Genomic DNA, 12,646 nt, shown 5'->3' with positions numbered 1-12,646 from the left:
GCGTCAACGTCCTGTGGGCTCTGATCCGTGACCGACGGTGTTACGAAGTGACACCCCCAGCGACTACGGCAGCTTGACAACAGCATTAGGAAGCGGCCTTGAGGTGCCCTTGTGCGGGCGCTGCCGCCTTCAGGGAGCCCCTCGGCGCGCGGTTCGCCCGCAGACCGGGAAGCCTGCGGGCGCTGTTGCCGCCGAGGGGACAAAGCGGTCCGCTCAGTTCGGTCCGCTCAGTCCGGCTCGGTACCGGTCTGGTTCTTGCGTCGGTGTCGGCGGGCCGCGAGGAGGGCGGGGATGACACCTACCGCCAGGACGAGGAGTCCGCGCTTCCATACTTCGCCCTCGACGCGGGTTGCGAGGAGGACGCAGGACGCGGCGCCCAGGACAGGAACCACGACCGGAACCCGGAAGTACGGGCGGTCGACGGTGTCCTTGCGCAGGACCAGTGCCGCGGTGTTGACCATGAAGAAGACCACGAGGAGGAGGAGTACCAGGGTCGAGGCCAGGGTGGCGACATCGCCGGTGAGGGCCAGGAGCAGCGACAGCGCCGTGGTGACGGCGATTGCGACCCAGGGGGTACGGCGCTGCGGCAACACGGTCGCAAGCTGACGGGGCAGCAGCCCGTCGCGGGCCATGCCGAACGCCAGCCGGGAGGACATGATGCCGGTCAGCAGGGCTCCGTTGGCCACGGCGATGAGGGCGATCGCGCTGAAGAACCGTTCCGGTACCCCTCCCGCGGCTGTGACGACCTCCAGCAACGGACCGCTGGACTCGGCCAGGATTGTGGCGGGGACGGCGGCGGTCGCCGCGAGCCCGACGAGCACGTAGATGAGCCCGGCGGTACCGAGAGCGCCGAACAGCGCCCGGGGATAGGACCGCACCGGGTCGCGTGTCTCCTCCGCCACGTTGACGGACGTCTCGAAACCGACGAAGGAGTAGTACGCGAGGACGGCGCCGCTGAGCACGGCGGCGGCCGCGCCCTTGTGCGGGGTACCGAGGTCGGTCAACGCATCGAGGTGTCCGTCACCGCGCAGCACGATCCACGCCCCGAGCACGACCACGATCAGCAGGCCGCCGACCTCGATGACCGTCGCGGCCACGTTGGCGCGGGTCGACTCCTTGATGCCGCGTGCGTTGAGCAGGGCGAGCGCCGCAAGGAACACCACGACGACCGCCGCCACGGGCAACGACACGAATACGGTCAGATAGTCACCGGCGAAGCCGCGGGCCAGCGCGGCGACGGAGACGATGCCGGCCGCCAGCATGCAGTAGCCCGCCAGGAACCCGGCGAACGGCCCGTAAGCCCGTGTCGTGTAGTGGGAGGCCCCACCGGCGCGCGGGTACTTGGTCGCTAGCTCGGCGTAGCTGCCTGCGGTCAGCATCGCCAGGCACAGCGCCACGCTCAGCGGCACCCAGACCGCTCCGCCGGACGCGGCGACGATCTGTCCCACGAGGACGTACACGCCGGCGCCCAAGACGTCACCGAGGATGAAGAAGTAGAGCAGCCGCGTGGACAGAGCGGAATTGAGCGGGCTCTGCTTCGGCGTCCGGTCGCCGGGGTGCGGCCCCGGCTGCGCGGATGCCGAGGACTGGGAGGTGTCCATGTGATCAGGCCGCCTCTCGCCCAACGGCCCCGGCCTCATCGCAGGGGCGCGCAAGGCGCCGCCCGGGCTGCGCAGCCGGGGCCGGCTGCCGCGATCGCCGAAGGCCGGGCCGTCCCCACGCCCCCGCGAAGGGGATGGCAGACAGGTCACGGTCGCTGCTCGCTGCGCCGCGCGGCGCAGCGGTAGGTCTTTCCATGTGCAGGTAAGTAGCCCGCCGGACGGGACGCAAACGCAGGCGAGCGGGTGATACGGCCTACCCGATCCTTCCCCGCGATCACGCGGGCCCACGGCTGTTGCCGCCCGCAGGTCACCGGCCGTCGAGCGGCGAGAGGGTATGTGCCAGCTCCCGGCTCCCCAGCTCCCTGCTCCCTTGTGCCCCCGAGCCGCAAGCTCCGGGGCCTTGACTCAGCCCCCAGCCCCCAGCCCCCGGCCCCCCGGCCCCCGGAGCCCCAGCCTCGGCGCCGGGCTTCCTGCTCCCCGGTCCCGGGGCCCCCGCTCCTGACACGGCAGCCCACACACGAGGAGCACCCGGCCCCCAGCGCTCTGCGGCAGGTACGCCTGCACGCGGTTCCCGCCGCACGTCCGCACCCTCGCCCCGGGCCCCACGTCACACCGGGCTCAGCGGCTCTGAGGACCGCGGTGGATCTTCGTCCTTACCGCCGGATACCTGCGAGCTCGGAGCCGACACGGTCCGTGGCACTGACCCAGAAGATGAGCGGGCGGCTGGAGGCCTACGGGCACTCCGAGATGAACGCCCTGACCGAGAAGGCTGGCGGTTGCGCAGGCAGCAGCGTCAGCGCGAAGACGCCCGTCCTCTTCGCCGCGCCGTCCACCGGAAGGCGAGCCGAGCTCGGCGCCACGGTCCTCGCCCCGAGGACTTCGCTGACCGGTCGCCGACACTGACCCGACGCAAGGGAGCCAGGCGGCGCCTTGAGTCTCTGCCCAGTGGTATTGCCGTCTCTGGGGGCCTTTGGGATGCCGGGGTGGTTTGCCAGTTCACGGACGCAGAACGGGAAAGCCGGCCTTGGCCCACAGGGCTCGGATGGCGGCGGCGGGTGTCCTCGTTGGGGTCGTCCTCAGTGGTCCATATCCTGGCCTGGGCGGTGGAGTTGTTGACCGATGGCCGGCCCGGGTTCCCGGTGGTGGCGAGATTGGCCCATGCGCGGAGGATGCGGCGTGCCAGGCCCGCACAGCCCCGTTCGAGCCGGTGCGCCGACGGTCGAAACGCGAGAGGAACGCCCGGCCGCCAGCTCGGGCGCACACCACGGGCGTTCACGAGTGGGCCTGGCCTGCCACGTATCAATGCCTGGAAGATCGCTTCCCGTTCGGCAAGTGATCGTTCCCCGTTTGTGCCCTGCTGCCGGGTGGCAACCAGGCAGCATCGCCTCCCGGTGGCCTCGGCCCCTCTCACGCCTGGAGCAGCCTCGATCCCGTGGGCATCTTCTGCGGCGAGCCGGCTTCGAGACTACGGCTGACCACGTCGGCGGTCTCCGGTTCGACGCCGATGACTCGGATGCCCGGCTGCAGCAGATTGACGGCGAGCGCGACACCGAAGATCAGTTCGCCGCCGCCGACCGGTACGAGCACGGTGTCGATGTCCGGGCCTGAAGAATCAGCGTCCAGCTCGACCGAGCGCAGTGCAAGCGGGCCGTCCGTCTCCTTCCTGAGGGCGCGGACCTGCGGGGTGAACGCCTGGTAGACCATCCGCGTCTTCCACGGGGCACGTCCGCCGCCATCCGTATGCCGTGACGCCACATGGACCGCTGGATGCCGCGATGCGTTTCTTCGACCCGACGTCGGGGGCGGTGACGGCAGGGGGCACGGCACTGCGCTGCAGAAGAAGGGCTCGAGAACGGGATCGGTGTTGTCGTAAGCAGATCTGAGGGACAGGACTCGGCCAAGTGGGTGCCTCGCCTGGCGGGTGCCGCCGGTCACCCTGAGTCTGAGTTCAGTAGCCCGCGGCCGCAGAGACATCCATGTCCTGTATTGCAGCCGTCGGCAGCCCACTACCCCCACGCGAGGAGAGCCATCATGCCCAGTCCTGCTAAGACCAAGGTGGCGCAACCCGTCACGGACGACAGCATCAAGGTGCGCCAGCTCAGTCATTACCAGTTCAGTTGGGTTGCCGGTGAGCCCGCTGCCCGGGGCACGCTCACCCTGCAGCTTGTGCTGGACGAAGGTGCCTGGGAGGAGGTGCTGACCGTCGACGTCGACGACGCCGACGTGCTGCAGGACCTCCTGCGCAGCACACCGACCGTGCACTACGACATCAGCCGCCGGACCTTGATGTTCGGTGTTACCGCCGTCGGCACATGAACAGGCAGCCCCCGCCCGTCACTTTGTGGTGACGCCTCGCTGTTGAACTCCCCCTCCGTCAGCGAGGCGCACCTGCTACGCGGTGGCCTCCTGGAAGGTGAACCGCAAGGTGGCGCACGGGACGTGGCTGTGCACGGTGTCCCGGCAGTCGTCCGGCAACCCCTCCATCCGAATCCACCGCTGACACCCCAGTGACGCCGCAGCGCACACGTAGAGGGCGCAGGGCGCGAAGCGGGCGGGGGGATTGGCCCATCTCGTCGTCTTGCCTCAGCTCCGCGTGGGGCTGGGAACCGCTCGCGACGGTCCGGATGAATGTCATGGCCCGGTGCTGGCACGGGATGCTGGCTGGCCCGTGCGGCGGGACTGCCTGCGGATGACTGGCTGATCGCCTGCGCCGGTCAGCCAGTCATCCGTGTGGGGGAGGGCTTGCGGGTGAGCAAGGCGCCCAGTGCGACCCAGTAGCTTGCATACGGGCGCTCCCCGTACCGTCGCCGCCAAGATCAGTCGAGGCCGTGGTCGCCACCTACGTGGTCGCGGTCAACCCCGGCTGCCTACGGCTGGCGGTCACTTCCATTCCCCCCGGTGAGGCCTACGACATCAGGTGGGTCGCGGAGCGGGCTCGCTCCCACATGCCAGGCATCTGTTCACTCGGGCGCTGCTGTTCGCCGTGCAGGGCGTTGAGCACGACCAGGCACCCGGTCAGGGCCGGTACTGCCCATTGCGCGGTGGCCAGCTGCCGCCGCGCCTTGTCTAGGTCGATCGGGTGCTTGGCCGCCTTCTCGATGTCGTCGGGGTCGGTGGAGGAGGCCAGCTCGACCTTCTTGCCCAGGAGGCGGGCGTAGGCGGTTGCCGCCAGAGCCGCTGCGGTGATGACGGTCTTGGCCGCGGTGGAGGCGCCCACGCCCTGCTGGGTGGCGACACGGTGCGCGTTCATGGCGAGCAGCCCGCCACCGCCGAACAGGTGCGCCCCGATCGCGGCGGCGTTGACCGGCGTCCACTTCGCCCAGCCTGACGAGGAGATCCGGTCTTGGCTCAGATCCGTGCTTCCTTCGTCCTGGGCCGCGCCGTTGAGGCCGACCGCTCCCATCAGCGAGCCCCCGAACCAGGCGGCCAGGCCGAGATCGTGCAGGCTGCGGATGGCGGTGTTGCGTTCAGACATGGCGAAGCTCCCTCAAGGTCGGCCGAAAGGGCTTGGCCTGCGTGGACGGCGAAGCCCACTCCACCTTCGCCGGAGTGCGTTTGCCCTACCATCAGGGCAGGCCGGATGGGTGACAGCGAGGCAGAAGCTGTTTCCAAATCCAGCATGCCTCTTGGCTGGGAGCGGTCCGCGGCGGCGGTGATGGTGACGGACTCGCGCGTGACTTCCACGACACCGAGTCGAGGACCGGGGCCGTGACCCTCGGGTGACGGCCCCGGTCCCTTCCGGCCGTACTCCGCGAGTAGATGGGGCCCGCCGCCGCTCTCGTTCGTGCCGCCGCCGGGAGTGCGGCCGGGTGGCGGGTGACTGTGCCTTTGAGGTCGGCGTCGAGGTACCCGGAGGCGTAGTCGTCAGAGAGGTAAACGCCGAGGCCCATTGGGGTGTGAGAGGTTTCGTCAGCGGCGCGGACGGTGACCTAACGCTGGGTTGGACGCGCCACGTTGAGGTCCTTCTCGGCACGCTTCAGCAGAGCGGGAACGACGTCCCAGTCGAAGTCGTGACAGCGGAAAGGCCGTTCACCGCTCCTTGTCGTGCGGATGCTGATGATGCCCTGCTCGACTCCTCCTGTCGGGGCGGTAGGTGTAGCTGTCGCACTTCGTCTCGGTGCCCGTGACCATGACCCGGTCTTCGAGTCGCCTGCGGCGGTTGTAGCCGGCCGGGAGGCGTCGGCCGTGGCGGGTGCCGCGCCCTTGGTCGCGGCAGAGGAGGAGCTGGTCGGGGTGGCCGACGGGTCGCGTTGCGGCCCTGCTCCCCGTCGTCCGGCAGCAGGGACCACACCAGCACGCCCACCAGCACGGTCCCCACGGCGGACGAAGCGATCGCGGCCCTGTGCTTCGAACGGCCGCCGGGCCGTGGTGGCGTCTGCCGGGTGGGACCCACAGGGGTCTGACTCGGTGGTCCGAGGGGTGCGCCGAAGTGAGCGGGTGGTGCGGAGCCGGCCGGCGGCGGCCCGAAACCGGCTGGTGCCGTTTGTACGGAGGATGCGTCCGCCGCTTTCGGCGGGGGTGCGAGCCGGTACGAAGTCGCCCTGTGCGCGGCGCGGCGCGGCCCGGCCCGGCCCGGCGTTCGCGGACGTGTCCCAGCCCTCGGCGGCCGCCGCGAGCATGTGATCGGCCGCTGCAGTGTCCGGACGCAGTGCGGGATCCTTGACGAGCATGGCGTTGAGGACGAGCAGGTGCTGCATGCCGTCCGGGGTCCTGTCCCCGGCCCACTCGGCGATGGTCCAGCAGTTCTTGCGCGGCAGGTCCGACAGCAGGCCGAGTACCAACTTCCGGGCTCGGCGCCGGGATTCGACCTGCGTGAACCGTCCCGCTATCCGGCTCATCAGGCCCTCGAACGCCTCCTGCCAGTGGGCAGGGTTTACGCTGTGACCTGCGACCAGCGCGTGATCTTCAGTCTTCACACACCGATGATCAACGGTGGCCGCACCCGTCTCCACAGCGCGTCAGGCTCGCGCAGCGTCTGTCTGCCGTCCTGTGTCTGGAGGACTTGTGCAACGTGGCGAAGTCTGGTGGGTCCAGTTCGACGAGCGGAGACTGGTCGTACTGCTGTCGGGAGACGACGCGTCTGGGATCCGGGTGATGCAGGTCGTCGCTCCGGCGGGCGTCGACATCAGCGGTCTGGGCATCGAAGTGATGGTGGGCGCCGGTGAAGGAGTGCCGTTCCAAGGCGTGCTGCGGCTCGCGTTCCCGCGTCCAGGCTTCACCCCTTGCACGTGGCTGACCACTGTGTCACGGGACGACCTGATAGAGCGGGCGGCCGTCCTGTCCCCGGCGAAGCTCAGCGAGATTGACGATGCCCTCCGACTCGCTGAACAAGCGCAGGAGCAGACCCGGCGACGACCGCGAAGCTCAGCGAGATAAGGGACACCCTCCGTCTCGGTGAACTCGGGTAAAGGGAGGAGGAGCCGTCGGCGTGGGCGGGCTCGGCCAGATGGTCGACGCTGTCCGACTGTCGCCTCGGCGCCCCTCACCATCGAGATCACGATCTACGGCTGGAGTAGTGTCCTGCGCCAGAGATCCGTCGGCAGAAGCGGGCGAGGGAGTCGAGGATCTCTTCGGCGGTCTTGGTCCAGATGAACGGGTTGGGGTCTTCGTTCTAGTCTTTGACCCAGGCCCGGATGTCAGCTTCGAGGGCCTGGATGTTCTTGTGTGCGCCGCGGCGGATCATCTGGTGGGCCAGGTAGCCGAACCACCGCTCGACCCGGTTGATCCAGGAGGAGCCGGTCGGGGTGAAGTGCAGCTCGAACCGGGGGTGTTTCGCCAGCCAGGTCCTGATCGCAGGGGTTTTGTGGGTGCCGTGGTGGTCCACGATCAGATGGATCTGCAGGTGAGCGGGAACCTGCTTGTCGATCCTGATCAGGAACTTCTTGAACTCCACCGCCCGGTGCCGGCGATGCAACGCTGTGATGACCTCGCCGGTGGCGACGTCGAAGGCGGCGAACAAGGTGGTCAGGCCGTTGCGGACGTAGTCATGGGTGCGCCGCTCAGGCATGCCCGGCATTATCGGCAGCACGGGCTGGGACCGGTCCAGTGCCTGGATCTGCGACTTCTCGTCCACCGACAACACCACCGCCCCCCAACAGCCCAGCGGCTGCCCGCGATGCGGATCAGCTCGTCCAGTGTGGTGTCGGCCTGGCAGTAGGCGATGTAGTAGGAGATTTCGTCGGGTCTGCTGAGACTGCGGCGGGCGATCACCCAGTGCCGGCGGTCCTCGCGGTGCCAGGGCCTGACCTCGACGCGGGCCCAGTCGTAGATGCGCCTGCCGTGAGCTCCTTCACCGCAGGAACGGCGTTTCCACTTCTGCCGGGGCAGGCCGGGGAACAGGTCGTGGACGGGGTGGGTCAGCCTGTTCCAGCTCGAACCTCCAGCCCTTGCTGAAGCCATAGGCGGCGTCCGCCGTCACCCACCGGAACGGGACCTTGTCAGCGATGGCCCGGCGGACCATCGTCTTGGCCATTGCCACCTTCGTCTCGAATACGTCGCTGTCGTCGATGCCGGCCCGGCGGCAGCGTTCCCGGTCGTCCGTCCAGGAGGTGGGCAGGTAGAGCCGCCGGTCGATCAGAGTGCGTGCGCGGCCTGAGGCGTAGGCGAGGAAGTTCTCTGTGCGTCCGGCGGTGCCGGAGTACTGCCTTTGCACGCCGGCCGAGCGGTTGCCCGTCTTCAGGAATAGTCGCAGCTGACCGGTGAAGGTGGGCAGCCGAAGCGCGGAAACGCGCACAACGGTGAGAGCAGCCCTGACAACGTACGGGATGGGGCGGCACTGGCAGACAGCCCGGGTTCGGCTCCCAGCGAGGAGAAGGTGTACGCGAGGATCCACGGTCCGAAGCGCCGTGGGCCCCGCCCGGCACCACATGCCCGCCGCCACCAGGCCCGCTAGGCAGCGGTGGCGGTGGCATGTGGGGGAGGTTCAGGGCCGGCACCGGAACCCCGCCCTCCCTGCCCTCCTACTCGCCGGTGTCGCGGGAGAGCAGGTGCAGGGCACGCAGCGAGGCCTCCAGGGCGAAGCGGTGGTCGGGGTCGGCGAGTCGATCACCCAGCAGGGAGTCCAGATTGCGCAGGCGGTAACGGACGGTCTGGGCGTGTACCCCCAGCAGCTTGCCGACCTGTTCCGCCGGCGCTCGCGTGGAGACGTGCACGCGCAGGGTCTCCACGAGCCGGTCGCGGCGGCTGGCCGGAAGACCGTCGATCGGGCCCAGCTCCCCGGTCGCGATGTGGGACACGAGAGCTGGGTCCGACAGCAGCCACAGCGTCACCAGGTGGTCTTCGCAGCGGACCACGGGAGCGTCGGCCACCACTCCCTCGTCGATCAGGTGGAGCACGCGGCGCGCCCAGCGGATGGAGTCGGCCGCCTGCGCCAGGGGCACGGTCAGCCCCACCACGGCGTGGGAGCCCGCCAGCGAGGCTTCGAGCATGGTCAGGCGTTCCGGGGTGAGGCTTCCGGGCACCAGCAGGTGCGGCTGCGGGACGTCCAGGTCGAAGAGGACGTCGTCGGCCAGCCCCGCCTCCAGGTGTTCGGGTACCGAGGGGCGCAGGGCGACCATGGTGACGTCGGTGGGCAGGTGCCAGGCGGCGGCCTCGCAGAGCCCGGTGAGCGTCTGGGGCAGCGGGGGAGCGGCGAGGATGAGGTGGAGCAGCCGTCTGCGCCGCGCCGGTACCTCGGAGAAGGCGCGCGACTGCACTTCGACGTAGCCCTCGCGAGAGATCCGCTCCAGCTCCTCGACGTAGGCGAAGAGCGTGTCGGCGAAGGCGAGGATCAGGGCGGGGGAGAGCTGGTACTGCTGGCCCAGGGCCTTGGCGCGGCGCAGGGCGATGCGGGCGCCGAGCCGGTACGCCCCCTGGAGGGTGTCGAGTTCGCGGCCCTCGTAGGCTTCCACGCGACCGAACTTGCGCAGCAGTTCGTCGCGGAGCGCCGCGTTCTTGCCGGGTTCGGCGACGCGGTCCACGAAGGCGTACAGGGCCTGCTCGACGCCCTGCCGGATGGCGGCGGCGTTGGGGCCGTTGAGCAGCCGCCCGTACACGGGGTAGGCCCTGGTGACCTCGGCGCCGATCTCCTTCATGAGACCGGGTAACTCGGGTCTCATGAAGGCGGCGAACTCCTTTGGAAGGGGTTCGAGCGGTTCACCGACTTCAGTCGGTCGCGTGGTTGAAGGCATGAGTGCCGTCCCTTGCTCTCCGGCCCACGGTGCACCGGTCGTGTGTCCCGGACCTTCACGGGAGGGACACACGACCGGACGTGAGGTACGCGTGTCTTGGCAGTTGAAGCTAAGACAAGTTCGGTGGGACGTACACAGTTCGTGCACATTTCGGTGCCGTGGGACGTGACAACGCTGCCGGGACGGCTGGATGTCGCCGTCGCGCGGCCATTAGTCGACGGCGGAGTGCCAGTTCTGCGCGAGGCGCTTGCCCGCGTCGGGGGCGAAGGTGCCGGGGGCGTTCAGGCCGGCGAGGTGGGTCTGGGTGTTGTTGAGCGTCAGGCTGTTGTTCCCGGCGGCGGAGGGCAGCCCCGTCTTGGCGTTGACCGCCGCGTCGATCAGGCCGAATAGGCCCAGTCCGCAGCCGCTGGCGCCGGGCACGGCGAAGGTGCTGTCGTTCTGCGTGGCCCCGGTGAGGTTGATGCGGCTCATCTCGCCGTCCTCGGCGACCGTTCCGTCACCCTGGAAGAACGACATGCCGAACTCGGGGAACTGCCGGTTCTCCGGGCGCAGCACGATGGGGTTGGCCGCGGTGCCGATGTAGCACTTGCTGCCGAGGAACGGGTTCTCCAGGTGGATGCGGACCGGTATGGCCACGATCGGCTGGTCGGTGAGGATGCCGGCGGTCTGGTCGAAGGCGTAGGGGGTGCCGACCGACTCCACCGTCGCCGTGATCTTGTTGAGGGTGCTGTTGCTGAGCTGCTCGCAGATGGCCGTGATCGCGGGGACGTTGCTCGGGCACATCAGCCCCAGCAGTCCGCCGGGGACGGTCGCGGACTCGGCGACGAGGGCGCCGCCGGCGGGGGCCACCACCGAACTGGTGCCGTCGGAGTTCTGGACGACCCCGATCTGGAGGTTGGTCCGGCCCGTGGTCACGGTGGTCTTGCCCAGCTTGATGGAGCCGCTCGGCGAGGTGGACACCACGCACTGCGGGGTGCGGGCCAGGCCGTCGGCGGCCAGCATCGCCGGGGCGTCCACGGGACAGCGGGTGAAGGGCGCCCACTCGCCGTTCGGTACGGCCGCCGCCGCGGTGGCGGTACCCATGGAGGCGAACGCGCCGAGGGCGGTACCGAGGGCGGTGGCGGTGGTGGCGACTCTGGCGCCGAGGGAGAACCGCATCATGTGGCCTTCCGGGTCGGGGGAGGGAGAGAGAGAAGGAGGGGATCAGCGTTCGGCTACGGGGATCTTTTTGGGCTGGCCGTCCTCGGTGCACTCGTCCGGGTTGAGCACGTCGGCCGAGACGAAGCAGGCCTGCCCCTGGATCATCTTCACGTAGTTGCCGGGACCGGAGACCGAGGCCGTGAGCAGGCGGTCGAGGTTCTCGCCGCCGGCGGTGCCGCAGCCCGTGAAGGCCGGGATGCTGACCTCGCCGGTCAGTGGGCCGCCGGACAGCAGCAGGTAGCCGGTGGCGGTCTCGCCGGTGGTCTGTTCGCCCCGGCCGTGCAGGACCAGGTGGTCACCGGGGTACTTCTCCGGCTCCGGGTCCGGGGAGGCGAGGGACGTCCTGGTCCGGCACGTGGTCCCTACGTCCAGCGGAGTGCCGTTGACCTTCAGGGACGTCACCCGGAGCACGACCGGTGTCCGGACGTAGGTGTCTGTGCTGGTGAACAGGAAGTCGGTGGTGCCGTGCGAGTCGATGGTGATCGGACCCGTCTGCTCCAGCACCATCGTGGCGGTGGTCGGGGTGAAGTCGAAGGTCAGGAAGGTCGCTTCGAAGGGCGGCGTCTGTCTGCGCTGCTGGTACCACAGGTCGGCGGTGGAGTGCTGGGTGATGGTGGCCCCGCTGAAGTCGGGGAAGAACTCGAACTGGGGCTCGCCCTGGGTGATGAGCGTGCAGAACGGCGGGATCAGCGCGGCGCCGTCGAGCTTGTTCACGTTGGCGTAGCCGGTGATGTAGGCGTTCAGCGACATCGGCCCGGCCGGGTACTTCTGGTCGTACTTGCAGATCGGCGCCGGGCGGTCGCCGACGGCACCGCCCGGCGCGGGCTCCCCGACTTTCGGGGCGCGCTCGCCCTGCCGGTCCGCCAGGTCCTCCTCCGGCACCTGTCCGGGCTGACCCGGCGTGCCGGAGGCGGAGGGTGCCCCGGACGGCGAGTCGCTCGGGGCCTGCGTGCCGCCGCCTTCCTCGTCGGTGCCGACCTGTACGCCGGCCAGTCGGCCCCCGTCCGGGGCGTCCTTGGCGAGCGTGCAGTCCACGGTCACCGCGCCGGGGTCGGTGGCGCCGCCGTCCGCGGTGGTCAGGGTCAGGTCCAGCGCGAAGCCGCCCGCGGTCATGGTCAGTTCGCCCGAGCCCTGTCCGGTCATGGAGGGGACGTCCCCCGTCGCGGTCAGCTTCAGCGGGCCGGTCGCGGGCAGGGCCGTGGGCTCCGTGTCGCCGCGCCAGGTCGCTTCGGCGGTGGCCTCGCCCTGGGTGACGCCGACCACGAGCCGGGTCGCCGCCCGTACGTCGGCCGCACCCAGCGCCGCGAGGTCCGCCACCGCCGGCTGCGGCAGCTCGACGGTCGTGCTCACCTCCGCCGGTTCGATCGGCTCACCGGCCGCCACCCGCTGCGGGAGGCCCGCCGCTACGCGTACCGTCGCGGACTGCTCCCCGGAGGGGAACAGGCACACGTACGGCAGCTCGGCGTCGATCTCCTGCGTGCCGGCCGCCCCGGCCGTCATGGGCACAGTGGCGGCCAGCACGACGAACGTGGCGATCACCGCGCTCCGGGCGCGGTTGCGGGCCGTCCCTCGGGCCGCGCTGCGGGGGCCTGTCATCTGTCACTCCGCTCGGGTCGTTCCACGGTCCGGGTGGTCCGCGCGCCCGGCCGGGGTCACCGGCCGGGCGGCGGCGAGCCG

9 protein-coding genes and 3 pseudogenes are annotated in these 12,646 nt (G+C 69.9%); 3 read left to right on the top strand and 9 right to left on the bottom strand.

Annotated elements, in window-relative coordinates; translation table 11 throughout:
• Positions 1-227: 227 nt before the first annotated feature.
• Positions 228-1,601, bottom strand: coding sequence for an APC family permease (locus ACWD1Z_RS33525; RefSeq protein WP_451124039.1), 1,374 nt, complete (start codon positions 1,599-1,601; stop codon positions 228-230).
• 693 nt (positions 1,602-2,294) lie between these two features.
• On the opposite strand from ACWD1Z_RS33525, the gene ACWD1Z_RS33520 reads away from it, so the two are divergent.
• Positions 2,295-2,504, top strand: a complete 210-nt coding sequence (locus ACWD1Z_RS33520; RefSeq protein WP_451124037.1) for a hypothetical protein — start codon at positions 2,295-2,297, stop codon at positions 2,502-2,504.
• Positions 2,505-3,008: 504 nt separating this feature from the next.
• Here the strand turns inward: ACWD1Z_RS33520 and ACWD1Z_RS33515 are convergent.
• Positions 3,009-3,305 carry a pyridoxal-phosphate dependent enzyme gene (locus ACWD1Z_RS33515; RefSeq protein WP_451124035.1) on the bottom strand — a complete coding sequence of 99 codons (297 nt, stop codon included), beginning with the start codon at positions 3,303-3,305 and terminating at the stop codon, positions 3,009-3,011.
• Between the two features lie 327 nt (positions 3,306-3,632).
• On the opposite strand from ACWD1Z_RS33515, the gene ACWD1Z_RS33510 reads away from it, so the two are divergent.
• On the top strand, positions 3,633-3,917 hold the full coding sequence (locus ACWD1Z_RS33510; RefSeq protein ID WP_451124033.1) for a hypothetical protein: 285 nt from the start codon (positions 3,633-3,635) through the stop codon (positions 3,915-3,917).
• Positions 3,918-4,506: 589 nt separating this feature from the next.
• Here the strand turns inward: ACWD1Z_RS33510 and ACWD1Z_RS33505 are convergent.
• Entirely contained in the window at positions 4,507-5,076 is a 570-nt protein-coding gene (locus ACWD1Z_RS33505; RefSeq protein WP_451124031.1) for a hypothetical protein, read from the bottom strand.
• 1,207 nt (positions 5,077-6,283) lie between these two features.
• A pseudogene (locus ACWD1Z_RS33500) lies at positions 6,284-6,439 on the bottom strand (IS701 family transposase); the annotation flags it as partial.
• A 166-nt stretch (positions 6,440-6,605) separates the two neighbouring features.
• On the opposite strand from ACWD1Z_RS33500, the gene ACWD1Z_RS33495 reads away from it, so the two are divergent.
• Positions 6,606-6,977, top strand: a complete 372-nt coding sequence (locus tag ACWD1Z_RS33495; protein ID WP_451124029.1) for a type II toxin-antitoxin system PemK/MazF family toxin — start codon at positions 6,606-6,608, stop codon at positions 6,975-6,977.
• Positions 6,978-7,095: 118 nt separating this feature from the next.
• On the opposite strand, the pseudogene ACWD1Z_RS33490 reads toward ACWD1Z_RS33495, so the two are convergent.
• The 5 genes and pseudogenes from ACWD1Z_RS33490 to ACWD1Z_RS33470 form a co-directional block, all read right to left on the bottom strand.
• A pseudogene (locus ACWD1Z_RS33490) lies at positions 7,096-7,689 on the bottom strand (IS630 family transposase); the annotation flags it as partial.
• 5 nt (positions 7,690-7,694) lie between these two features.
• Positions 7,695-8,283, bottom strand: a pseudogene (locus ACWD1Z_RS33485) (IS701 family transposase); the annotation flags it as partial.
• Between the two features lie 277 nt (positions 8,284-8,560).
• Positions 8,561-9,769, bottom strand: coding sequence for a PucR family transcriptional regulator (locus ACWD1Z_RS33480; protein ID WP_451124027.1), 1,209 nt, complete (start codon positions 9,767-9,769; stop codon positions 8,561-8,563).
• Between the two features lie 210 nt (positions 9,770-9,979).
• Entirely contained in the window at positions 9,980-10,930 is a 951-nt protein-coding gene (locus ACWD1Z_RS33475) for a hypothetical protein (protein WP_389421446.1), read from the bottom strand.
• Positions 10,931-10,972: 42 nt separating this feature from the next.
• Complete coding sequence (locus ACWD1Z_RS33470) at positions 10,973-12,565, bottom strand: DUF6801 domain-containing protein (RefSeq protein ID WP_451124024.1); 1,593 nt, start codon at positions 12,563-12,565, stop codon at positions 10,973-10,975.
• Positions 12,566-12,646: the final 81 nt, after the last annotated feature.

Source organism: Streptomyces sp. NPDC002784, from assembly GCF_053592135.1.
Note: the sequence above shows the minus strand (reverse complement) of the source record. Positions and strands in the feature narration are given on the sequence as shown.